General features: G+C 39.9%; 22 protein-coding genes. 16 read left to right on the plus strand and 6 right to left on the minus strand.

Annotated features, from left to right (window positions below; translation table 11 throughout):
* Nucleotides 1-84: 84 nt before the first annotated feature.
* Nucleotides 85-1,107: a hypothetical protein gene (locus tag EQG49_RS12425; protein ID WP_133364280.1), complete on the plus strand. Its 1,023-nt coding sequence runs from the start codon at nucleotides 85-87 to the stop codon at nucleotides 1,105-1,107.
* A 722-nt stretch (nucleotides 1,108-1,829) separates the two neighbouring features.
* On the opposite strand, the gene EQG49_RS12430 is transcribed toward EQG49_RS12425, so the two are convergent.
* Nucleotides 1,830-2,438, minus strand: a complete 609-nt coding sequence (locus EQG49_RS12430; protein ID WP_133364281.1) for a VanZ family protein — start codon at nucleotides 2,436-2,438, stop codon at nucleotides 1,830-1,832.
* Complete coding sequence (locus tag EQG49_RS12435; protein WP_133364282.1) at nucleotides 2,431-2,844, minus strand: hypothetical protein; 414 nt, start codon at nucleotides 2,842-2,844, stop codon at nucleotides 2,431-2,433. The genes EQG49_RS12430 and EQG49_RS12435 overlap by 8 nt, the downstream gene beginning before the upstream one ends.
* 851 nt (nucleotides 2,845-3,695) lie before the next feature.
* Between EQG49_RS12435 and EQG49_RS12440 the strand changes: the two genes are divergently transcribed.
* A complete protein-coding gene (locus EQG49_RS12440) occupies nucleotides 3,696-3,890 on the plus strand; it encodes a helix-turn-helix transcriptional regulator (protein ID WP_165964899.1) in 195 nt (64 codons plus the stop codon).
* A gap of 288 nt (nucleotides 3,891-4,178) precedes the next feature.
* Here EQG49_RS12440 and EQG49_RS12445 read toward each other — a convergent pair whose 3' ends face one another.
* A complete protein-coding gene (locus tag EQG49_RS12445; protein WP_133364284.1) occupies nucleotides 4,179-4,556 on the minus strand; it encodes a DUF3139 domain-containing protein in 378 nt (125 codons plus the stop codon).
* A gap of 281 nt (nucleotides 4,557-4,837) precedes the next feature.
* Between EQG49_RS12445 and EQG49_RS12450 the strand changes: the two genes are divergently transcribed.
* The 10 genes from EQG49_RS12450 (at nucleotide 4,838) to EQG49_RS12495 (ending at nucleotide 15,270) form a co-directional block, all read left to right on the plus strand.
* Nucleotides 4,838-5,044, plus strand: a complete 207-nt coding sequence (locus EQG49_RS12450; protein WP_133364285.1) for a helix-turn-helix transcriptional regulator — start codon at nucleotides 4,838-4,840, stop codon at nucleotides 5,042-5,044.
* A gap of 511 nt (nucleotides 5,045-5,555) precedes the next feature.
* Nucleotides 5,556-7,478 (plus strand): DUF5776 domain-containing protein, encoded by a 1,923-nt coding sequence (locus EQG49_RS13995; RefSeq protein WP_243115718.1) that lies wholly within the window; start codon nucleotides 5,556-5,558, stop codon nucleotides 7,476-7,478.
* Between the two features lie 351 nt (nucleotides 7,479-7,829).
* Entirely contained in the window at nucleotides 7,830-8,585 is a 756-nt protein-coding gene (locus tag EQG49_RS12460) for a helix-turn-helix transcriptional regulator (RefSeq protein WP_165964900.1), read from the plus strand.
* Nucleotides 8,586-8,749: 164 nt separating this feature from the next.
* Complete coding sequence (locus EQG49_RS12465) at nucleotides 8,750-11,443, plus strand: lectin-like domain-containing protein (RefSeq protein ID WP_133364287.1); 2,694 nt, start codon at nucleotides 8,750-8,752, stop codon at nucleotides 11,441-11,443.
* A gap of 257 nt (nucleotides 11,444-11,700) precedes the next feature.
* Complete coding sequence (locus EQG49_RS12470; protein WP_133364288.1) at nucleotides 11,701-12,372, plus strand: class A sortase; 672 nt, start codon at nucleotides 11,701-11,703, stop codon at nucleotides 12,370-12,372.
* Nucleotides 12,373-12,389: 17 nt separating this feature from the next.
* On the plus strand, nucleotides 12,390-12,926 hold the full coding sequence (locus EQG49_RS12475) for a hypothetical protein (protein ID WP_133364289.1): 537 nt from the start codon (nucleotides 12,390-12,392) through the stop codon (nucleotides 12,924-12,926).
* A gap of 2 nt (nucleotides 12,927-12,928) precedes the next feature.
* Nucleotides 12,929-13,342 (plus strand): hypothetical protein, encoded by a 414-nt coding sequence (locus tag EQG49_RS12480; protein WP_133364290.1) that lies wholly within the window; start codon nucleotides 12,929-12,931, stop codon nucleotides 13,340-13,342.
* Between the two features lie 57 nt (nucleotides 13,343-13,399).
* The gene (locus EQG49_RS12485; RefSeq protein WP_133364291.1) at nucleotides 13,400-14,014 is read left to right on the plus strand and encodes a GNAT family N-acetyltransferase; all 615 of its coding nucleotides are present in this window, start codon (nucleotides 13,400-13,402) and stop codon (nucleotides 14,012-14,014) included.
* Nucleotides 14,015-14,070: 56 nt separating this feature from the next.
* The gene (locus EQG49_RS12490; RefSeq protein WP_133364292.1) at nucleotides 14,071-14,493 is read left to right on the plus strand and encodes a GtrA family protein; all 423 of its coding nucleotides are present in this window, start codon (nucleotides 14,071-14,073) and stop codon (nucleotides 14,491-14,493) included.
* 297 nt (nucleotides 14,494-14,790) lie between these two features.
* Nucleotides 14,791-15,270 (plus strand): S-ribosylhomocysteine lyase, encoded by a 480-nt coding sequence (locus EQG49_RS12495; protein ID WP_133364293.1) that lies wholly within the window; start codon nucleotides 14,791-14,793, stop codon nucleotides 15,268-15,270.
* A gap of 92 nt (nucleotides 15,271-15,362) precedes the next feature.
* On the opposite strand, the gene EQG49_RS12500 is transcribed toward EQG49_RS12495, so the two are convergent.
* Nucleotides 15,363-15,815: a YslB family protein gene (locus tag EQG49_RS12500; RefSeq protein WP_133364294.1), complete on the minus strand. Its 453-nt coding sequence runs from the start codon at nucleotides 15,813-15,815 to the stop codon at nucleotides 15,363-15,365.
* Between the two features lie 149 nt (nucleotides 15,816-15,964).
* Here EQG49_RS12500 and racE point away from each other — a divergent pair, with 149 nt between their 5' ends.
* The 3 genes from racE to EQG49_RS12515 are packed head-to-tail and all read left to right on the plus strand — an operon-like array spanning nucleotide 15,965 to nucleotide 17,959.
* Nucleotides 15,965-16,786 carry a glutamate racemase gene (gene racE, locus EQG49_RS12505; RefSeq protein WP_133364295.1) on the plus strand — a complete coding sequence of 274 codons (822 nt, stop codon included), beginning with the start codon at nucleotides 15,965-15,967 and terminating at the stop codon, nucleotides 16,784-16,786.
* A gap of 42 nt (nucleotides 16,787-16,828) precedes the next feature.
* Nucleotides 16,829-17,437, plus strand: coding sequence for an XTP/dITP diphosphatase (locus tag EQG49_RS12510; RefSeq protein WP_133364296.1), 609 nt, complete (start codon nucleotides 16,829-16,831; stop codon nucleotides 17,435-17,437).
* Nucleotides 17,438-17,440: 3 nt separating this feature from the next.
* A complete protein-coding gene (locus EQG49_RS12515) occupies nucleotides 17,441-17,959 on the plus strand; it encodes a YfcE family phosphodiesterase (protein ID WP_133364297.1) in 519 nt (172 codons plus the stop codon).
* Between the two features lie 104 nt (nucleotides 17,960-18,063).
* On the opposite strand, the gene EQG49_RS12520 is transcribed toward EQG49_RS12515, so the two are convergent.
* Complete coding sequence (locus EQG49_RS12520) at nucleotides 18,064-19,113, minus strand: hypothetical protein (RefSeq protein WP_165964901.1); 1,050 nt, start codon at nucleotides 19,111-19,113, stop codon at nucleotides 18,064-18,066.
* 493 nt (nucleotides 19,114-19,606) lie between these two features.
* Here EQG49_RS12520 and EQG49_RS12530 point away from each other — a divergent pair, with 493 nt between their 5' ends.
* Nucleotides 19,607-20,275 (plus strand): MIP/aquaporin family protein, encoded by a 669-nt coding sequence (locus tag EQG49_RS12530; RefSeq protein ID WP_133364300.1) that lies wholly within the window; start codon nucleotides 19,607-19,609, stop codon nucleotides 20,273-20,275.
* A 64-nt stretch (nucleotides 20,276-20,339) separates the two neighbouring features.
* Here the strand turns inward: EQG49_RS12530 and spxB are convergent, their stop codons facing one another.
* On the minus strand, nucleotides 20,340-22,097 hold the full coding sequence (gene spxB / locus EQG49_RS12535; RefSeq protein ID WP_133364301.1) for a pyruvate oxidase: 1,758 nt from the start codon (nucleotides 22,095-22,097) through the stop codon (nucleotides 20,340-20,342).
* Nucleotides 22,098-22,754: the final 657 nt, after the last annotated feature.

The following is a 22,754-nucleotide window of genomic DNA, read 5'->3' on the forward strand; positions in this document are numbered from 1 at the left end:
ATTACTTCAAAATATTGGAAGTAATAATTTAAATTTTTCACATGAAGAGAATCTAAATATAATCAACTAAAGGAGGCCAAACTCATGGTAAATGATAGTCAAGAACGGCATCGATCGCAGGCGAAGCATAAGAACCCAAGAGCAAAGTCGACATTGATTATTGGGCTAGCCGCTGTTGCCCTTGTCGGTGGCGGAGTCTTGGGAGGTTATATGCTACGTGGCAATAATCAGGGTAAAGAAGAACCCCAAAAAGTTGCCTCAACGGTTTCAAATAAGAATGCAAACAACTCATCAAAAGCCATTGCTAGTCGTGATACGAGTAGTTCAACGACTTCACAAAAAAATGTTCCGGTCGATGCTCCAAAAAATTTGTCGGGCACTTATTTTGAACCAGCAACTGCTGACACGGCAACTGTAAATAAAAGCAGTGATGGTTCGTATGAGATTCACTATTCAACAGCTGATGGGCAAGTAACGGCAACCTTTACGCCTAAGTGGCAAGTTGGTGGTGGCGTTGTTTCGTCGGCCACGCCAATGAAAAAATCAGACGGCAACACAGCGTTTAAGATGGAAATAATGGTTGATTTCGCCGGCAGTAAGCCATTAATAATATTAACCATGACCGATGGGAATAAAGCTCACACACTAACTTTTAGAAGTGAAAAAGCCGTACTTACGGATGCGGATAATAAAGCAATTCTGGTAGGTGATTTATCGTCGTTTGCCGGCCAATATTCAAATGATGCGTTCGAGAAAGCAATTAAGGATTCAAACTACACTCTTGGTGGATATACTAAAAAAGATTATTTGGAAAATAGGACCACGAATTTTGATTTCATAACAAAAGACGGATATTGGGAAGGGGGTATGCATGCTAATTACACATTAGACAAAAAGAATTTACCTCAAAAAATTAAAGGATATTACAAAGTCAACTTATTGGGTGCCAATGCGATTGCCATTGTAGGTCAAAAAATCTCAATTTTACTGATTCCAGCAGGCGTTAAGGCACCAGACGGAAGTATTAGTGATGAAAAAAGGGTTGCTCCTGGTGTGGATAACCAGTTAATGATAAGACCTTATCATGATAAGTGGTGGGAGAAATAATTTTTGCGGTAGTTGTAGAAGAATAAAACGATTGGCATGGAATCTAGTGCGCTAAGTGCAGTTTAGACCTTGGCGATTGCCGACTTCAATATGACTTGAATTTTTTGTCAATCATACTTGCGATTAATAGTATTAACGCAAGTATTGTCAACATAATCCATATTGGTAACTTGAGATAAAACGACAGTGCCATCGTTAATGCGCCCAATATGCCAGTGATTGTATGTTTCTCCAATCAATTAAGAATAAGTTTTTGTATGCAGACGTTTCTGTTAATATTGTTGATTTTGATGTCTTTAGAATAACCCTTATGGAAGTCTTGTTGCTCAAACGAAAGCGCAGAAATTCCATACGGATTATATCTAGCGGCACCGCTTAGTAAACTTTAATCATACTGAGCACAAGCCTTTCTAAAATTTCCATACACTAACCTCACTCATTACGTTAGTGTATACTATGAAAATGTTGCGGTTGAGTGATTCTTTCCGGGTGAACTGCAACTAACTTAACAAGGTATAAATTCACGTTAATGAGTGCGTTTTATCGTCGTTAAGTGATGGGTCAAATTCTTGTAACAGGGCTATTACCGTGGCAAGGAATGCAGTGAAAATAAAAGCAACAACACCAGGTAGAACATGAAAAACAGTTTGTATCCCAATAAAGAAAATAAAGATACAAAAACAAAAAGTGGTAATTCGGTTATTGTTTTTTGAAGTCATTGTTTACGCTCCTTCAGTTGATAATACATTAAAAATATTGGGAAAAATTCGTTTGAATATTTTTAAAATAAAGAAGGCAATAATACCGCCAAGCGTATTTAAAATTAAATCATCAACATCAAACAATCTATTACTAATATAAAAAAGGTTCATTACAAGTTGAATCAATTCAATGGTTAAAGATCCAAAGAAGGCTATTTGGACTGCTGATTTAAAATTATTCAATTGTGGCCAGTAAAAAGAAATGAAAATTACTAAAGGAACTAGTAAAATTACATTTCCAACAATATTTATAAATCCGTAGTAAGTCATAGAATATTTAAATATTGCCATGGGGTTTAATTGAATAAAATATTGCCTACCAATGCCATATTTACTAATTATATTTGGCAGTTTGCCATTAAGAAAAACCGCTATAGGAAATATCGTCTGCCCTAAAAGCAAATAAATATACAACATAAAAGGTATATCCAATATCAAGGAAACGATAGCTTTTTGATGCTTCTTCTTATTTATTAATATAATGAGCCAAATAAACAAAATAACAGGCAAAGCAACCAGCGGTTTTAACAACAGGTTTGGCATAAAGTATTTATCTCCGATTTTAATCATGCATGGTACCTTTTAAAGAAACTTTTTTCGAATTTCCACCCCAGAACCAGAAATAATATGATCCGGAGGTTTTATCGGTTTTCTTAGAGAATTTCGCGGTTTTAGGATTACTTAAGTTAATAGTTTCAGTACCTAAATCAAGGTCTGCGAATAGTTTAGACCGGTAAAGTTGGACATACGCAGTCCCAGCCCCACTGCAGCTAGACACGGTAACAGAGACATGTTTTCCTTCACGAAAGTTATGATACTGATCGTTGTGGTCTCCTTTGACGATGCCACCATCCATATGTGTGGTCCACGAGACTGAATATTTATCAGAATTGGCACTAATTTCGGGAAGGGCGACTGAACTAGCAATAACCAATGACATTAATACGGCTGAAAATTTTGGTGTAAATTTAGTCATAATATAAATCTCCTTATTAGAAAATATTATTTGTTGAATAAATCTGAGTATACGCCGTTTTATTGTTATGTTTTGCACGTAGTACTTGCAATTGGATGATATGCAAGTACTACGTGCAAGATTGTGGTATTACTAAGTGAAGATGAGCATATGAAAAAAATCGTAATGAATCGATATTTAATTACCGGTGCATTACGATTTTTAGTTTTGAGGGAATGCTAATTATTTAATGTAGATATTTTTTCATTCAGTCTATTTTTCTACGTCAGAAAAAATCACATATCGAAATAGCAAATAAATATGGTCATTTAAATATTGAGGTGCATAAATTTACGGATGTACGTTTATTTATACAATTATTGGTCATTTAAAGGTTGTATAGTATTAACATAATAAGAAGATTTTACTGTAGAATATTAATACTTCTTGTGGGTTATTTTGAAGGAATAATCAGTAATCGTGTCTTACGGGTTACCGACTTGATTATGAGTTGAATTTTTTGTCAATCATACTTGGGATTAATAGTGTTAACACGAGAACTATTAATATAATCCATATTGGCAACTTGAGATAAAACGAGAGTGCCACCGCTAATGCGCCTAATATGCTAGTAATTGTACTAAGGTGCTTCATGTATATTTCTCCAACCGATTAAGAATATGTATATTTTTTAGGTTAGTAAAAAATGAGACATGAAAATCAATGAATCTAGTGACGAACTCAAGTGTGTGGCGCGAAGGCGTGTTTTTTGGGACGTAATACTTGTAATTGTCTAATATACAAGTAACACGCGTAAAGTTATGATAGTTCAGTATGCAAATAGCACGTATTTAATAAATGGAGAACGTAATATGGGGAATTTTCTGAAAAATTTAAGGAAGCAACACGGTTATACGCAAGAGGGGTTAGCGAAGGAGTTACACGTGACGCATCAACTGATTTCAGGTTGGGAGCACGATATGTATGACATTCCAAACGTTATGTTGATTGCCATTTCAAAGCTATATGGTATTACGGTTGATGAAATTTTGAACGCAGGCAAATGAATGGGATGATTAAAGCGTTGTATTGGTGATGGTGGTTGGATAAGTTGTGTTAGCTACAATGCTTTTCCCTGAATTATATATACCTAGAAATGGAAGTACCTTCCATATTGTAATGATAGGCTGTGAAGTATTTGAGTTTGACGTCTCAGAATAACCCTTATGGAGGTCTTGTTACCACATCAGAATGATGAAAATTTAAAACTGCGCCGAAACCTATACATATAAAGGTTCGGCGCAGTTTTGTTTTTTAATTTGAATAATTCAGGCGTTCTTGATTAACGCCCGGTATCAGTTGGCAAATGGATGTTTGATTGATTTGGCATTATTGGCCACTTCATCACCGTTTTTATCTTGGATGCTTAGATAGGTATGGTACGGAAGTTTGCCCCAGCTCGACATGTTTCTCTCATAAACGTAATAATACTTGGAATCATCCTTGAATTGCACAATTACATTATATCCGTTAACTACGTAATCCTTTTTCAACTTAATTGATTTGATTAGTGTAGGGCTCAAATGTTGCTCGTGTTGAATGAAACTTATAGCATCCTTTTTTGAAGCTTGTTTTTGCAGTGGAAAATTTATTGCCCATGCGATGCCAATAAAAAGGATAATTGTGCCGGTAATGATTGAGACTATTTTATGGGAGCGTATTACTGTTGGCATGATTCCTTTTCCTCTGATTTGCTTTTTATACTTACTTTACAGAACCACCGCTGACACCGAATTACTAATTTCATTTTATGTGCCTAAAGAACATACTGAAAGTGATGCTAGATTAGCTGCTTGTACGTCAAAAAATAGCTTTTTGAACATTTTTAAGTATACGCTCGTTTGTTGTGGTTTTTTGCACGTAGTACTTGCATTTGACTAATATGTAAGCAACACGCGTAATAAATGTGATATTATTATGTGAAACTAATCACAGCAACTGGGGAAATGGAAATATGGGTAATTTTCTGAAAAATTTAAGGAAGCAGCATGGCTATACGCAAGAGGGGTTAGCGAAAGAGCTACATGTGACGCATCAACTGATTTCAGGTTGGGAGCACGATATGTATAATATTCCAAATGTTATGTTGATCGCACTTGCAAAGCTATATAACATTACGGTTGATGAGATATTAAACGCTGGAAAGGATACCAATGAATAGACAAAGGTTTGGAACGCTTATCACGTTTGCGTTCATAATACTGGGATTACTCAATCTAATTATTTTTGGGGATGCAACCAAGTTCATGATCTTGATTGCAGTTGGAGTGGCAATGTATGTGTCATTTATGTCATCTAAATAGGGAAACACGGTGAGTTAGGATGTAATCAATCAAATTCGAAGAAGTAGGTTTTCAATTGAGCAAAAAGTTTATTTTGTTTTCAGTTCATTTGATTGAACTTGGTATTGGCTTGCAGTTTTTTTGTGTCTAGTTTAGTTTATAGGATTCAGTTTAAAGAGCAGTGAGCCGGTGGCGGTTCGCTGCTTTTTTGCCGGACAAATACCATAATTAAGGCCGCGTAATTGCGCATTTCACAGAATCTTCGAATTTACGTAACTTGATTGCAATCAAATGAATTACTAAAACTTGAGAATGCAACATTGTTGCAACGTTTAATTGGTAAGCTAAGAACATCAATAAAAACATAATAATTACGAGGAAAACAAATAAATGAAAAAATTACCTGTTTGTATAATGACCGCAGTGGTCTTCGCTAGTGCCGTGCTGTCACCAATTGCCAGTGTTATGTCTGTTAGTGCCGATGATGCCAATTCAGCGCAGAGCAGTCAAGCAACCACCGATAATGGCGTGGTTGCAGTTGCGGCGTCATACTTAAATGACAACAATATTAAGTATGTGGTAGTTAACAACACCAAAGGAATTTACTACTACCAACAACCGGATTTAACCACTGGGAAAGTGACTCCACTCGTGAAGGCGGGAACATTGATTCCGTTGGCTGCTAACCCAATTGTACAATCAGGTAACACGACGCGCTTGAAGACGGCTAATGGTTACTATATTTCGGGAAATACCGAATATGTGCAAGTCGTTGATGCCAATAAAGTCTTCATTGATAATCCAGGTAATGTCGTCGCGCAAAAAAATGTGACGCTTTACAGTGACGCTGAAGGTACTGTCGCGAAGGGAACGATCGCAAAAGATAGTTTGGCAACAGTAACTGCGGTTTCATTTGCAAGTACTGGTAAGGCCATGCTCCAAGTTAGCGGTGGCTACGTTGAAAACGACAAGAGTAATTTTAAAGTGATTACCGGTAAGTTGACCAATTACTTAACGGCCAACGCGTCACAAGTTATCTTGAAGAAGAGTACTAACGAATACGGTGATGTTAACTTGAAAAACAAAGTTAAATCATTGAAAATGGGTACAATTGTTAAGATTTCGGGCTTGGCATGGTCAAATGGTGGCACTCCCCGCTTGAAAATGGCGAACGGGCACTATTTAACCGCAAATGTCGCGAATGTGATTGTACCAACTAAAAATATTAAGAGCTATTATGTCACTAATCCTAAGAAGTTAGTTAGTGTTAAAAAAGTTAACGGTTACCGCGAAGTGGCCGCCCCAGCTTCTTCTAAAAACAATGGTTTTGCAGCGGGAACATACTTTACAGTTAAGGCTCTCGAATATACTAGCGCAGGCGTACCACGTTTTAAGTTGAGTAATGGTTTGTATGTGACAGCGGCGAAAAAGTCATACCGGACGAAGCTTGTGAAAACGATTAGCAACTACTGGACGATTAAGCTTGGCAAGACCAAGTTGGTAAAGAAACTCTACTTGTATAAAGATGCTAACTTGAAAAAACGGGTTAAGGCATACAAAAAAGGCACAGCTGTCAACGTAACCGGTGTTAGTTGGACCAAGGGTGGAACACCACGCTTGAAGGTTAAGGGCGGTTATCTCTCAGCAACTAAAAAGGCCTATGCTTATAAATTAAAGGCTGTCAAAATCAAGTCCCCTGGTGCGAGCGCGAGTGTTGGTAGCAACAAAGTTAACACGTATATTATGAGCAATTACTTCGGTAAAAATGCTAAAGTAACCAAGAAAATCGATAAAATTTTCCCTAAGAATAAGTGGCGCAAGGGTGTGTCTAAACCTGAAGGAATTGTGGTTCACGAAACGGCAAATCCAACGTCAACTTTGAAAAATGAAATTGCATATATGAAGGCGCACTACCAAAATGCGTTTGTGCATACCTTTATTGATGGTAGCACCATTGAAAATATCGCGGACACGAGCTATTTGGCATGGGGCTCTGGTTACTATGCTAACCAACGTTTCGTCCAATTTGAACAAGTTCGAGTGCACTCAAAAAATGATTTTGCCAAAGAAATCAACAACGCGGCGTACTACTCAGCTTACATTTTGAAACAATACGGTTTGAAACCATCATTGGCTAACAAGAATGCGACTGGTACGTTATGGTCACATAATGATGTCTCAAATTGGCTTGGTGGCACAGACCACACTGATCCAGTGGCTTACTGGAAAGCATCTGGTACGCAATGGTTTGGAACTAACTACACAATGAATGATTTCTACCAATTAGTTAAAGCATATTATGCCTCAATTTAATGTTTACAGTTAATTAAAGGTAGCGAGTTGGTAACCTAGTCATACAAGAACATCCCCTAATCGTTAAGGTTAGGGGATGTTTTTGTGTACATTTGAATATTTTTTGTAGCCGGTTAAAACGCGACAATATCATCGGACTGCCATCGCACTCTTTCGAATTTTACTGTCAAAAAAATTGAAACTAATGTACTTTTTTACGGTTTGGTGTCGTTAATTACTATTCGGATTTGGCGAAGTACTCCATAATGAAGATAAGGGGAGTTGCTTACAAAAAGTCAGCGATATTGCTTTGTGACGCGCAATTTACTGACAATGATAACTTCTGAGTAATGTATGGAAGGTGGAAAAAATATGGAGAAAGAGAAAAACGATGAGTTTCAAACTTACAAAATGAATTTATCTGCAAAAACTGAAATTGATGAATTGAAATTAGCACTATTGGAGCATGATTTTATCTATTTTATGAAAATACCAGACGCTGCAAAAGCAATTAAGCGTTTAAAAAATGTGCACGAGGATTTGGCAATATTGTTATCGCGGCATGATGTCGCATTCCAAAATGATTTTCTGATGAACTTGGTTGTCGATTTCACGGGGATTGGCTTAAGTGAAGGCCAATCTCACACTGATTTTGTGCGGTTACGGGAGTTTTATAGACAAAAAATAAATGAGATTAAAAATAGTATCAACGTTTTTGAACTCATCTGCGAGATAATCACGCGCTATGGCAGGTTATATGAGAGCCACTTGCCTGATCAGCCACCGGTTTCAAAAACGGTGTTACTGGTCAAAGACTATGTGAATATCGAGATGTTTAATGACGTGACCCCTAAAATGATTGCCGATGCATTGGGCTTTGCGCCGCGGACGTTATATTCGACTTTCAAAACGGAGACGGGCATATCGCTGCCGCATTATATTCGTAATTGTAAGTTGGAAGAAGCAAAAAACCTGTTGCGGAATACCGGGATGACAATTACCGAGATTGCGAGCATGCTGAATTACTTTGATAGTGGTGCATTTTCTAAGGCGTTTAAAGAGTACATGGGCATCTTACCTTCAAGTTATCGGCGCGACAGTGAGATTCCCCGTAGTAACTATATCTAATTAAAATGAGTCGCTTGAAAATTTTTCAATTTAATCACCAATTTACTGTTAAAAAATACAAATCGCGTGTTTTTTTACAATCGTTAATTTACAGAAGTGTGTATATTGTACATTTGAGGTGAACTTAGGGATGATTTCGCCACATAACAACAAGGGAGAATATTATGGATAGGTTAAAAGGATTTAACAGTAACACACATTACAAAATGTACAAAGCTGGTAAACAATGGTTGTTTGCTAGCGTCGCCGTTTCAGGGTTAATACTCGGTGGTTTAATGTTTCAAGGGACAGCTTCAGCGGATGTAGCTGCCGATACTACCACACAAACCAGTCAAGCAAGCACCGAACCTGCTTCAAGTAGTGTTGTAAGTACAGATTCAAAAGATACCCAGAGCACAAACGACGCGGATTCTGTCTTAGCAGCAGAAGCAAGTGTTCAGTCATCCTCAGATGTAACGGCGACTGCGAGTGATAATAAAACAGTGAAGTCAGGAACTCCTGATACCACTGATACTGCGGATTCAGCAACGACGAATACTAATTCTGAGAATCAATCGGTTACCGCAACTCCTGATGCGGTAACCGCACCAGCTACTACGCAATCCGTACCAGCCAGTGTCCAAAAGAGTACAACGGCGACAACGGCAACCACTAGCTCGACGGTTGTGCCAAGTACAAAAGACTCAGCTGATGATGAGTCAGTGACTACGGCAGCAGTCCAAGCGCAAAATGGTACCGACGAAGCTGATAAACAATCAGCTGACGTAAAAGATATGAAGCCAACTGCTCGTGCGGTCAAACAAGCCAATCTTCAAGCAGCCGAAATTAGTACCATTCCGGGAGTACAACACGTTGATGCGGCAAACTTTTTAGATTATTTTAATTTGAATGGGTCGGCAACATACGATCCAACGACCGGTACTGTGACATTAACAACAAATACTGAGAACCAAGTTGGTGACTTTGTGTTAAAGAACAAAATCGATATGTCACAGGGTTTTACTTTGGTCGGGACAATTAACATTGGTGACAAGACACAACAAGAACGTGGCGCAGACGGTGTAGGATTTGCGTTTAACCCTGGAGATATTAATGAAGTTGGGTTACCTGGGGGAGCAAATGGTATCGGTGGATTAGACAACGCATTTGGTTTTAAACTGGACACGTGGGTTAATGCCGGAAACGTTATGTATAATCCAACCACGGGTAGCAATACAAATGGTACGGTATTGACGGCCTTAGCTGATCCAAAGGAATTTGGCAGTGCCACAGGAAATGGGATTCCATTTGGTAGTTTTGTAACAACTGATAGTAATGGGGTCGCGACAACATACAATGGTACTGATGCACCTGCTCAAGCAATCGCGCAACCAGCTAATAATAATTTCTTGCCGATTATTTTTGATTACGATGGCTCGAGCAAAGTGCTAACGGTGTCGTATAATGGGCAAACTTGGGCCAAAAATTTAGCCGATTTGACATCCACAGATGCAGCTGGTTATGCGTTATCAGTGCTAGGTTCGACGGGTTCAGCCACTAATTTACAACAATTCGCGATTACTTCATTTGATTATGTTGCTTATGGAACCAATACGAACACGTATATTGACGCTGATGCGGGTGAAACGATTAGCCCGGCCGTTGAAAATGGAGGGACAATTGGTGACACACTTGTTGTACCAGCACTAGATATTCCAGGGTATACATTGACGTCAGTGACGCCAAGCGATAGCAAGAATTATAACGGTAACACGAATACCGTTACATTTACAACGACGCCACAAACAATTGTAAACGTATATACGAAGACGGCGTATCCATTAGTTGTTAAGTATGTTAACAAAACGACAAATGAAACGATGCAAACCGTTACCAAAGCTGATCAAAAATGGGGCACAAGTACTGACTTGGCATCATTATATAGCACCGCGGATGGCTACGAATTGACTGACGTGACTGGTATTGCAGATGATGGTAAGACAGCGTCGATTACCGCAAACAAAAATGGCACATACACGACAGACTACATTCAAGGAACGCAAACCGTAACATTCTACTATGTTCAAAACGGGAATGTAGTCGCGCGCTACGTTGATCAAAACGGCAAGACAATCGCACCAGATGAAACAATCAACGGAACAGTCGGTGATGATTACAGTACAAAGCAAGCAGACATTGCCGGTTACACATTTGTTAAGGTAGACGGGAATACGAGTGGTAAGTTGAGCGCAAATGGGGAGTCAGTAACTTACGTGTACAGCCAAAACGGAAGTGCCGTGGCTCACTACGTCGACCAAAACGGTAAGACAATCGCACCAGATGAAACAATCAATGGAACAGTTGGTGATGATTACAGTACGAAGCAAGCAGACATTGCTGGGTACACGTTTGATAAGGTAGATGGGAATACGACGGGAACGTTGACGAGTGACGAAACGGTGGTAACTTATATCTATAAACTTACACCGGCTGCGGAACCCACACCAGAACCAACACCAGAACCAACACCAACACCAGAACCACAGCCTACCCCAACGCCAGGGAAGACGAATAAGCAGAAAACGCCTGCCGATGGTGGGGCAACTAAAACTAAGAAAACACCCGGCGATAAGAGTACAGCCAAAGCGAAGAAAAATGGCGGCAATGATGGTGCGAAAATTACAAAAGACAAGCCACAAGTGAATAAACAAACCGCACCGAAGACACTACAAACAACGGATGCACCTTCCGGTAAGCAAAAACTAGTTCAAACTGGTTTTGAAAACCAAAGTAATCGTGGATTAATTGCGATAGGGCTTGCTTTATTAGCGTTGGCGATGGGCTTAGTTGGTCTCGGTAAGCGCAAGAAAAATGAATAAAAGCTAAGACTCGTTGCTTGTATTCAGAAATTAGCGATTATGGGGGAGCATAAATGGATGAATTTACAGTAACAACTATTATTGGTTGGGGATTACTGATTTTGACGATTGTCGGCTGGTATTTCGAAGGACGACATGTGAACAAATAAATATTGTAATAATAAGTGACCATTGGCTTGGGAAGGAATTCCTGAGTCGTACATAAAAATTTATTTGTCGTATATTGTTTGACATAAAAGCTAGGGGGAGTTAATGGGATGAGACGAAGAAAAATGTCGGTATTGTTGGGAATTATTGTTGCACTAATTGGTTTAGTTATTATTTATGTGGGCACACATCCATCGCTGTATATCGGGCGATTTGCCCAAAGTGAAAGCATGAAGTACGCAAAGCAACTCAAAATAACGGCGGATAATAAAGAATCACGCGGGGCGCAGTATAACGGGAACTTGAATGTAAAAAGTTTAAGTGATTTACGTAAAGTGGCTAAAACCAAAGGTGTGCTAACTTTACGTGGCTACATTTCAATTCCGCAAATTGAAGTGAAGTTACCATTATATGAAGGCGCCTCGAATAAAGTTTTGGCGCTAGGTGCGGGTACGTTGAAACCTGGGCAGCATATGGGCGAGAAAAATTATGCGATTGGTGCACATAATATGGCCGATAATAAAACTTTTTTTAGCCCGTTACAAAACCAGCTGAAAGTTGGCATGAACATATACTTACAAAACGCAATCAAAGTATACAAATATCAAGTAATTACGAAAAAAGTTATCGACCAGTACCAAGTGGGCGTGATTGAAGACGGTCAGCAAAATCACATCATCACGCTAATTACATGTTACGAAGAACCACCATACTTTACGGGCGCAACAAAACGGGTATATGTAGTGGGCAAGCTGATTGCGGTGAAAAACATTAATGAATAATGGAGGGCGGTGGTTACATGAGTATTAATAAATTTATTTTTTTAAAACGATATCGTAGCATGTCCGACCAGGAATTGGGTTTACAAATCGTCGAAAATGGTCAAAAAATTTGCGGTGAAATTAGGATTTTGTTTTATGAATTAAGAAAGCAACGGGAAGTATTGACCCGCTATAAAAACGGCTATATCTTATATGTGCCACTGACGGCAAGTAATTACAGCAACGGCACATTATATGAAATTAGCAGTATCTTTGAAAATGGACATAAGATACTTGTTAATTTAAGCGCAAGCAAAGTGCCTAAAAATGTGTGGGAAGTACAACAAGCGTTGACCACAATAATTAATTCGCCGCAATTTAATTTTGGCGAAGACGTGAAAGCATGCTTTGAAAAACTCAGTACTGATTATAAATTGGGAAGTACATCACGGGCAGATAATATTAATAACGCACATAAGCTATTAATTTTAATGCATCAATATGAACGATTCGTACCAATATTCCAATATGCTGAGACAATACTTTGGAAAATGATTTTAACAGTTGGGGGCTAGTGATGGAAAAAGAGAGTAACGAATTATTTGTTGGGGTTCCAATTAGTGGCACATTTGTCGAGCAATGCGTGGTGGATGATCAAATGATATACTTGATGGTTGATACTAACAGTGCGGGTGAATTTACGAAAATTGGGCAAGTGGTGTTGTTCACTGACCAACAAGAAAAGATTGAAAAAGCAGTGCTTGTGAAAAAAGGCGGTAAAACGCAAGATGCGCGGCACCCAATTATTGCATTTACCAACGACGTGTATACAAAGCTCGTACTTACCAAGTTATTGGCAACTGAAGACACGAAGGCCGTGGCAACGTATGACGAATCAAATGTCAAAAACGTGATTGCAGAAATAAAAAGAAATCGCGAACAAACCGCGCTGAATATTGAATCGATTCGTGCTAATCAAATCGAGAATTGAACATGAAAGTTAGATATAATAAAGACGAAATCGTTTTGTACGAATGGAGATTGTGGAATGATTATTCGAAAAGCAACCAAAAAAGATTTAGCAGTTGTCACTGATTTAACGTATGCGGCCTTTAAGGACTACCCATTATTTGCCGTGTCAGATAATAAAGCAAAGTTGAAAAAGGCTTTGCATTTTCTCCTTAGGTTAAATACAGCGGTAAATATTAAAAGCCAGGATAGCTTTGTATGTGTTGAAAATGATGAAATTGTCGCCTCATTCATATTAAAAGCCCCAAAGCATCAGCATACGAGTTTAATGGCGTATCTGCTGAGTGGGGGTTGGCGCATTTTCTTTAATGGTTCGCGAACAATTTCAAAGCAGTTGCTCCATAATTTGGACAAAGCGAACAAGATTTTGGATGGTGCGATTACTGAGTATTGGTATTTGGATACGCTCGTTGTTTCGCCCAAGTTTCAAGGACAGAAAATCGGTTCTAGGACGTTAACTAAAATTAAAAAGGTAGTCAAGGAAGCCGGCGGACATACATTGTGCTTAATTACCAACACAGAACTTAACGCAATGTTCTATGAAAAGAACGGCTTTGAGGAAATCAGGAAGCAGTCCTTTAGCACTAATAATCAGGTGCATCACACCTGGCTTTTTATGATTAAACTAATATAGTGTGATAGCCATTGGTTCAGTAAGTTGGACAAATTCGGCTTTGGTATGGGGGATGTATGCATAATGTAATGCGTAACCAGTATCAGCAACATAAGCGTCAATGCTGGTACCTGTTCTTTGGTGGCGTCACGACAATGGTGAACCTGATAAGTTACTGGCTGTTGCTGTTGTTAGATGTAAATGTACAAATAGCGGTAATTATTGCATGGATTGTGACAGCTGTCGTTGCGTATATCACAAATCGAATGTGGGTATTTACGTCGACAAATCAGGGTGTCAAAGCAGTTGCTAAGGAGATTGGGCGGTTTTTTAGCGGACGTATTGCGACCTTGTTCGTGGAAATGCTCATCATTTGGTATGGAGTCCAATATTTGCATGAAAATCCGCTGTTATGGAAAATTATCGAAAATATTGTTGTAGTTATTTTGAATTATTTCATCAGTCAGCGCCTCGTTTTTAAAGCGAAATCAAAAGGGTAGCGTCGAAAGGAGTTGAGGCAAATGTGCTCATCAACTCCTTTTTGACTTTGGATTAGCCACCAGCATTTTCCGATTATAGACTGCTTAAATATTAAAAATCGACCCAGTACCCATACAATTTCATACCTATACATTCCCAATAATGAGCAAATTTTAATTAAAGGTATACAAACTAACTGTAGTCGCTTATTATATTAGATAAGTAATAAGCGCCGCAGCTACCTAAGTTTTGAATTGCCGATATTTGATTCAAACTTGCGTCAGCTCCGAGTTTATAGAATAAGAGGAAATATGCGCATGCCACAAGCAAATGTTGAAAGTTTTGAATTAGATCACACCGCCGTTAAAGCACCATATGTCCGCAAGATTACGGTTGAAAATGGACCTGCGGGAGATAAAATCACTAATTTTGATTTACGTTTGGTCCAACCAAATGAAGAAGCCATTGGGATGGCCGGATTGCACACGATTGAACACCTGTTAGCCGGTTTATTACGCACCCGGTTGAGTGGCGTGATTGATTGTTCACCATTTGGTTGTCAAACTGGGTTCCACTTGATCACTTGGGGTGAACAAGATAATACTGAAGTTGCCAAAGCCTTGAAGAGTGCTTTGGAAGAAATTGCTAATGATATTGAATGGGCCGATGTGCCAGGAACTAACATTGAAAGTTGTGGGAATTACAAGAACCACAGTCTATTCAGTGCTAAGGAATGGGCTAAGTTGATTTTGTCACGTGGCATCTCAACTGATCCATTTGAACGTCAAGTCATTTAATTGATAAAAAAATACCTCCGATACCAATTCCATTGTGAATTGAATCAGGGGTATTTTTGTGTGAATGAAACTTAAACTACGTGACCAAAATGCTACAAAGCCACGTCGGCAGTGAAATCAATCTGAACGTGAATTTTGACTTCGTGTTTCTTAGCGTTAACTTCAAAATTAGCTTCGGCAGCTAAGTCGCCTTGTTGTTCCGTTTGTTGCGCGATAAAGCCGGCTTCAAGATTAAAGTCTGGGACATTTTCGTTGGCAGTGAAACGATTATCAACGAAGGCACCGGTAATGCGCCAATATTGTTGATTTGTGTCGTCTTTGATGAGTTCGAGTTCACCGAAACCGGCATTCAAGAAAAAAATGACAATCTCATCTGCAGACGCGAGTGGGTATTTTCTAGCTAAACTCTTACCAGCCCAGTATAAAATGCTGGCAGTGTCTTCTTGTAAAACGTCTGGAATCAAGACGTCCCGTAAGACATTGACGGCAAATGCATTGGGTTGGCCATCAGCGGCAATTAGTTTTTCATATGTTGCATCAATCATGTATTTTTATCTCCGATATCTATTAATTATATTTTAGCAAATTTTTACGCGGAGCGGGTAATAATAACACGCATTGCGACAAATACACACGCTAATTAGTGAATCGCGGTATAATAGAAGTTATTAAACAAAGGGAAGTGTGAGAGCAGATGTCAAAGCAAGCAATTGGGTTTATTGATTCAGGAATTGGTGGGATTACGGTTGTGCGTGAAGCCCTCCGGCAATTACCAAATGAAACGGTTTACTACGTTGGTGATACAGCGCGCATGCCATATGGACCCCGCCCAACAGAAGAAGTGATTAAGTTTACGTGGGAGATGGTTAATTTCTTATTAACTAAAGACATCAAGATGCTAGTGATTGCTTGTAATACCGCCACTGCGGCAGCGTTACCAGAATTACGTGCAAAACTTGATATTCCCGTTATTGGTGTGATTGCGCCAGGTGTGCGGGGGGCATTACGTTCCACCAAAAACAAGCGCATCGGTGTCATCGCAACAGAAGGTACTGTGAAGTCACGCGCGTACGCTGATGCCTTGGAAGCAAAGGATAAGAGCGTGGTTGTTGAACAACTCGCATGTCCTGAATTTGTCCAAATCGTGGAAGCCAACCAATATAATACCGCACACACCACGCACGTTGTGGAAGAAAAATTACAATATTTTGCTGATAAGAATATTGATACACTCGTATTAGGTTGCACGCACTTTCCATTATTGGATGTCGCAATTGCGGCGGCGATGGGACCCGAAGTCAAATTGGTTAATTCCGGAGCAGTCGCAATTGAAAATGTTTCAGGTGTCTTAGATGAAGCCGGCTTAAGCAACGTCGCGCCAGTTGAACGGCAACTTGATGAATATTACACGACTGGTTCTGCTTCAGTATTCAAAATGATGGCCGGCCACTGGTTGGATAACGAGGATTTAAATGTCCGCCATCTCAACATTACGAGTGACGGGTTGGTATTGTAATATCATTTATAAGTAATTCCAAAACACACAGGGGGAAATGAAATGAATCAAGATAAAATTATTATTGCAACAAATAACGCTGGCAAATTGGCAGAATTCACGGAAATGTTTGCACCATTTGGAATTCAGGTGTTAGGACTCAAGGATTTACAAAATGTCCCAGATATTGAGGAAAATGGGGTGTCATTTGCAGAAAATGCCACAACCAAGGCCACGGCAATTGCGAAAACGACTCTTGATATTCCCGTAATTGCCGATGATTCAGGACTGATGGTTGAAGCGTTGAACGGGGAACCTGGTATTCACTCTGCCCGCTATGCTGGTGACCATGATGATTCAGCGAACGTGAAGAAAGTTTTGCGCCAATTAGGCAATTTACCGGAAGCCGAACGGGCCGCAACTTTCCACACGACAATTGTCGCCGTCAAGCCAAATGGTAAGGAACTGGTCGCTTCAGGCGAAGTGCACGGTTTTATTACGACCGCACCACGGGGCAAGGGGGGCTTTGGTTACGACCCAATTTTCTATGCACCAGAATTAGGCAAAACTTTTGCCGAAGCAACCGCAACTGAGAAAAACCAAGTGAGTCACCGCGGTCGTGCACTCCAAGAATTGATGAAGAATTTTGAAAAATGGTGGAACGAGGACTAAACAATGCAATATGTAATTGTGAGTGACACTCATGGCGATCGTGGCATTTTAGTGGATATTTTCAAAAAATATGCAGATACAGCCACCCAGATTTTTTACAATGGTGATTCTGAATTGGCCGCCAATGATAGCGTCTTTACGGATGTATCAACCGTTAAGGGCAATATGGATTTCGATTTCGATTTTGCAAATGAACAGACCTATCAAGATGACAATGTAACAGTGTTTCAGGCGCACGGACATCTATTAGGGGTCAATACATCACTAACGAGTTTGCTGCTCCGTGCCGAAGAAGTAGGTGCGAATATTGCGACATTTGGGCATACCCATCAGCTCGGTGTTGAAATGATTAACGGCATTCTAGCGATTAATCCGGGTTCAATTAGTCAACCAAGAGGGCAGTATAGCCGGCTTGGCGGGACGTATGTAGTTGTGACGGTAGAAAATGATAAGTACAAAGTTCAATATTGCAATCGTGAACTAGCGCCAATCGCGAATTTACATTTTAGTTTTAATCGATAAGTAAGCATAAAAAAATCCCCAGTGATTACTCACTGAGGATTTTTCTTTAAATTAATGTTTCATATTGAAGTATTAAAACACACAATTGATAAAGTTAACTAAGATTACTTAGCAGCTTTGGCAGCATCAACGATACCGTTAACGTATCCGAAAGTATCAGCCAAAGTTGAACCTGAGATAGTCTTAGTAGCGTTGTCCTTAGTCAAACCGTTTAAGATTTGGTCAGTAGACTTGCCAACAGTGTATGCTTCGATAGCATTCATTGACTTAGCGCGATCCTTAGTTGACTTAGCGATAGTCTTCATCAAACCTGAGTAAGCTTTATCGTTAGTTTCCTTAGAAATCAAAGTTTGACCATCTGCAAAGCCCTTACCAAATGTCTTGTCTGAGTTAGGAACTGAGATAGCACCCTTAAGTGCTTCTTTACCTGACTTAGCAACAAATTGGAATTCGTCTGAGTAAACAGCGCCAACCTTACCATTTACCATGGCAACAGTTGAGATACCAAATGATTGTGTACCGTGAGGAGCTGAGAGGGCGTAACCCATCTTAACTTTATCAGTTGACTTGAAGTTCTTGATACCAGCTTCAGTCTTACCCTTAGTAGCAGCATCGATAAATGCTTGTACATATCCGGCAGTGTCAGTCAAAGTAGCACCAGAAACGAAAGTCTTGTTTGACTTGTTGTCTTGGATAGCCTTCTTAAGTTGAGCAACAGTCTTACCAGTTACGTAAGATTGGATTGCGTCAAGTGACTTACCGTGAGATTGAGTTGCCTTACCAGCAACCTTCATAACTGCTGAGTAAGCTGCATCATTTTCATCTTTAGAAATCAAAACGCTACCGGCTTTAACACCCTTACCAAAATCAGAGTTAGAGTTAGGAACGCCCTTGGCATCCTTCATTGCTTCCTTACCAGAAGTAGCAACGATTTGGAATTCATCCAAGTGTGCACCAACGATTTTGTCACCGCTCATAGCGACAGTTGCAACACCAAAGCCCATGTCACCGTGTGGTGAAACTTCAGCTTGCTTCATAACCAAATCGTTAGCTGGTTTTGATGATGAATCTTTTTTGCTTGAGCTGTTTGAACCACAAGCAGCCAAGACGAGGGCAGTTGCTAAAGTAGCAACAGAAAGAACAATCTTCTTCATTATATAATCTCCTACAGATTTTTTGTAAATGTGTTCTATACTTCACAAATCAATATATCAAATTATGAAGGGTTTGTGAAGTACTTCCATGTATTTACTTGACAATTGGCCATGAAAAGCAGATTTTCACAATTGTGGTGGCGCTTTTAATGAGAAATGCAAGGTGTTTTTGGTAAAACGTTTCCATATTATGACTATCTTGCGTGGTTTGTAACAAACGCCTTAGCTGGCAAAATGCGGCACATTAATTTGCGCTTTAAATTTGGTTACCCACTTTTTTTGACTGCACAAAGTTGTCCCCACCATGAAATACGGGCAGTAATTTGCCGACAAACGGTGGCAATTACACACAAATTAGTTATGGTTTAGGTAACGTGAATGTTAAGCAAGTATTAAGAAGTGGGTAAAACGCAGATTACTAACTAATAATTATTAAGAAAACATGATAAGCTTAACCAGTACTCATATATTGAAATTATTGGAGGATTTTCTCATGCAAAAATATCTCGCAGAATTATTTGGGACTTTTGTACTTGTTTTTGTCGGTACCGGCGCAGTGGTCTTTGCCGGACTTGGTAATGCTTTAACGATTGGTTTGGCATTTGGTATCGCAGTTGTTGCTGGTGCCTACTCATTTGGTGCTATCTCAGGTGGTCACTTCAACCCAGCCGTTTCATTGGCAATGTTGATTAACGGCCGTCTTAGCTTGCCTGATTTTATTGGTTACGTTGTTAGCCAATTTATCGGTGCCTTGGCTGGTACTGCTGTGGTCAAGTTGTTGGCTACAGGTGCAAACGTGAAGAACCTCAATGGCCTTGGTGCTAACGGCTTCACTTTCGGTGCTGGTACTGCCTTTGCCATTGAAACTGTGTTGACGTTCATCTTCGTCTTGGTAATCATCTTGGTTACGAGCGAAAAGTACTCAGCTGGTAGCGCAACTGGTATCGTGATTGGTCTTACTTTGGCATTATTGATTGTGGTTGGTCTTTCAACGACTGGTGGTTCATTGAACCCTGCTCGTTCATTTGCCCCAGCAATCTTTGATGGTGGTAAAGCACTTTCACAATATTGGGTCTTCTTACTTGCTCCATTAGTAGGTGGTGCCTTGGCAGCCTTAGTTGGTCGTTTCGGATTTGAAACTGAATCATACGACAAATACTAATATCAAATAAAAAATGCGACTGTCAATTTGGCAGTCGCATTTTTGCTACATATAATTAATAAATTTATTTTTCAGCAACGCCATACTCTGTCAAGAAAGCACTGAAAGGTACTAAATCATCAGCATGATAACGTTCCTTGAAGGTGGCGATTTCTTCGGCACTGAATTTCGCAGGGTCTAGTTGAAGAGCTTCAACTGGAATAGGGCGGTCAGCTGTAACCTTGACATCAATCAAGACGGGCTTGTCAGCATCGCGGGCACGATCAAACGCGGCTGCTAGTTCACTTTGCTTAGTCACGGTAATTCCGATTGCACCTTGTGCTTCGGCTATTTTAGCATAGTCATTGTCCGTCATGTAAACACCAAACCTTGGTTGTTGGGCATCTTCTTGTTCGTCAACGATAAAGCCGAGTTGACGGTTAGTGAAGATGACGTTAATGATTTGTAAGTTGTTGCGCACTTCGGTATCAATATCTTGCATGACCATTGAGAAAGCACCATCCCCAGCCAAATTAAAGACTTGGCGATCTGGGAAACTCAACTTACCAGCCAATGCGGCAGGGACACCGTAGCCCATTGTTGCAAACAAACCAGAGGTGACCCATTTTTGTTCACCGGTCATGTTCAAATAACGAACGGAATTCATATTAATATCACCAACATCAATCCCGTAAACGGCATCGGCAGTACTAATCCGGTTAATTTCTTTGAATACTGGTTCAACGCCCAGCGGACCATCAGCATCGGTCCGATTCATCATCATCGTCAAGTAAGCCCGCCAGTTCTTGATATTAGCGAGGTTAGCGTTGTACCAAGCAGTTGGTTCGCTATCCTTAGTCAAAGCTAAGAGGCGTTCAATGACGGCCTTCGCATCGGCTAAAATACCAACGTCGACGTGGTGCCGGCGGCCAAATTTGGATGAATCATTGTCAATTTGGATGAATTTTTGTTCTGGTAACAAATTACCAACCGCAAATGGCCAGTTGGAACCGATCATAACGACCAAATCGGCTTCCTTGAGGGCATCGTTTGCTGGCTTTTGTGCAACCCGATTAGCAGAACCAAGGTGCATTTCCGTATCGTCAGGTAAGACACCCTTGGCAATTGCCGTGGTAATAATTGGCATTGAAAGGCGTTTGGCCAATGCAATTACTTCGTCGGGTGCATTTTTGGCACCCATTCCGACAAATAAGACCGGCCGCTTGGCAGACTTGATTAAGTTCAAAGCCGCCAAAACATCTTCTTCATTTGGTGCCATGGTAGCGGTTGGTTCGCGGTAACTTTCAGCTGAGGAATAAGGTGTGTCTGGAATTAATTTGGCACCTAAATCATTCGGAATAACTACTGTGGCTACACCGTGTTGTTGGTAGGCAATCCGAATAGCTTCATCAATCACGTGTGGCAAACTTTCCGCCGTGGTCACAGTACGATTGTATACTGAAACATCGCCAAACATTGGTACTTCGTCCATTTCTTGGAATGAATCAAAATTCATCGCACTTTGCTTAACTTGGCCGATCAAAGCCAACATTGGCACACCGTCCATTTTGGCATCATATAATCCATTAAATAAGTGTGTCGCGCCAGGACCTGCTGACCCAAAGGCAACCCCAATTTTACCAGTTAATTTGGCGTCAGCAGTAGCGGCCATTGCACCGACTTCTTCGTGCTTAACTTGAATAAACTTCAACTTGGCTTGTTCGTCGTACAATGCATCCATTGTTGTGCTAAATGAACCCCCAGGTAAGCCATAAAGATGGTCGACCCCATATGATTCAATCACACGTAACATAGCGACACTTGCTTTGATTGTATCTGTCATGATATAAAACCCCCGTAATATATTATTGCACTGCTAGTGCTTAATTGTGAAAATCACTGCCACGGCGTTTGCTAGCGCGAAAATTCGGTACCAGTCAAAGGCGGTGTGGCAAGTATCAGCAAAGATGACTAGCAGGGCGTTATTCTTTAATGACCTTAAGTATAGTGGTTATTGAAAACGTTTACAATGGGTTTCGCTTATTTATTATAAGTGATTAATTTCACGAATGCGGAGGTCGGTGTCAGGATATTGTTGTGTCGCGTTGTGTGAGTGGATAACAGCGCGTATTAGACGGATGGGTGGGAACGAAAACATTCTGTTAATACCCGCCAATTATTTAAGTTATGCAATTGTGTAATTGCGAAATTTCAAGGATAATAGAATGAACTAAGCGCAGTCTGCCGATTATTCCAATGTAAAAACGCAATGGCAGTAGCAGCCAAATTATTTTTTCGAACAGAACAAAAGTTCGCATATTTTTATCATTTATTGTATAATGATAGTTGCTAATACACATGGTGGTTTTTGCAGGAAATTTGCAAGTTACATAACTATCCAGGTAAATCCGTAACGCGGCACGATTTAAGTTATGCCACTAATAATTATCTAGGAACATGGATGTATTAGGGTGTACTTGGTAATGGCATAAAATAAACT

It is taken from the genome of Periweissella cryptocerci (assembly GCF_004358325.1).
Classification (GTDB): Bacteria; Bacillota; Bacilli; order Lactobacillales; family Lactobacillaceae; genus Periweissella; species Periweissella cryptocerci.

What these genes read in the sequence shown, in the direction of transcription:
- EQG49_RS12500 (WP_133364294.1), bottom strand. Translation starts at nt 15,815, where the DNA reads ATGATTGATGCAACATATGAAAAACTAATTGCCGCTGATGGCCAACCC.
- EQG49_RS12490 (WP_133364292.1), top strand. Translation starts at nt 14,071, where the DNA reads ATGCATAATGTAATGCGTAACCAGTATCAGCAACATAAGCGTCAATGC.
- EQG49_RS12485 (WP_133364291.1), top strand. Translation starts at nt 13,400, where the DNA reads ATGATTATTCGAAAAGCAACCAAAAAAGATTTAGCAGTTGTCACTGAT.
- EQG49_RS13995 (WP_243115718.1), top strand. Translation starts at nt 5,556, where the DNA reads ATGAAAAAATTACCTGTTTGTATAATGACCGCAGTGGTCTTCGCTAGT.
- EQG49_RS12465 (WP_133364287.1), top strand. Translation starts at nt 8,750, where the DNA reads ATGGATAGGTTAAAAGGATTTAACAGTAACACACATTACAAAATGTAC.
- EQG49_RS12425 (WP_133364280.1), top strand. Translation starts at nt 85, where the DNA reads ATGGTAAATGATAGTCAAGAACGGCATCGATCGCAGGCGAAGCATAAG.
- EQG49_RS12445 (WP_133364284.1), bottom strand. Translation starts at nt 4,556, where the DNA reads ATGCCAACAGTAATACGCTCCCATAAAATAGTCTCAATCATTACCGGC.
- EQG49_RS12510 (WP_133364296.1), top strand. Translation starts at nt 16,829, where the DNA reads ATGAATCAAGATAAAATTATTATTGCAACAAATAACGCTGGCAAATTG.
- EQG49_RS12530 (WP_133364300.1), top strand. Translation starts at nt 19,607, where the DNA reads ATGCAAAAATATCTCGCAGAATTATTTGGGACTTTTGTACTTGTTTTT.
- EQG49_RS12480 (WP_133364290.1), top strand. Translation starts at nt 12,929, where the DNA reads ATGGAAAAAGAGAGTAACGAATTATTTGTTGGGGTTCCAATTAGTGGC.
- racE (WP_133364295.1), top strand. Translation starts at nt 15,965, where the DNA reads ATGTCAAAGCAAGCAATTGGGTTTATTGATTCAGGAATTGGTGGGATT.
- EQG49_RS12440 (WP_165964899.1), top strand. Translation starts at nt 3,696, where the DNA reads ATGGGGAATTTTCTGAAAAATTTAAGGAAGCAACACGGTTATACGCAA.
- EQG49_RS12470 (WP_133364288.1), top strand. Translation starts at nt 11,701, where the DNA reads ATGAGACGAAGAAAAATGTCGGTATTGTTGGGAATTATTGTTGCACTA.
- EQG49_RS12475 (WP_133364289.1), top strand. Translation starts at nt 12,390, where the DNA reads ATGAGTATTAATAAATTTATTTTTTTAAAACGATATCGTAGCATGTCC.
- EQG49_RS12435 (WP_133364282.1), bottom strand. Translation starts at nt 2,844, where the DNA reads ATGACTAAATTTACACCAAAATTTTCAGCCGTATTAATGTCATTGGTT.
- EQG49_RS12460 (WP_165964900.1), top strand. Translation starts at nt 7,830, where the DNA reads ATGGAGAAAGAGAAAAACGATGAGTTTCAAACTTACAAAATGAATTTA.
- EQG49_RS12450 (WP_133364285.1), top strand. Translation starts at nt 4,838, where the DNA reads ATGGGTAATTTTCTGAAAAATTTAAGGAAGCAGCATGGCTATACGCAA.
- EQG49_RS12430 (WP_133364281.1), bottom strand. Translation starts at nt 2,438, where the DNA reads ATGATTAAAATCGGAGATAAATACTTTATGCCAAACCTGTTGTTAAAA.
- EQG49_RS12520 (WP_165964901.1), bottom strand. Translation starts at nt 19,113, where the DNA reads ATGAAGAAGATTGTTCTTTCTGTTGCTACTTTAGCAACTGCCCTCGTC.
- spxB (WP_133364301.1), bottom strand. Translation starts at nt 22,097, where the DNA reads ATGACAGATACAATCAAAGCAAGTGTCGCTATGTTACGTGTGATTGAA.
- EQG49_RS12495 (WP_133364293.1), top strand. Translation starts at nt 14,791, where the DNA reads ATGCCACAAGCAAATGTTGAAAGTTTTGAATTAGATCACACCGCCGTT.
- EQG49_RS12515 (WP_133364297.1), top strand. Translation starts at nt 17,441, where the DNA reads ATGCAATATGTAATTGTGAGTGACACTCATGGCGATCGTGGCATTTTA.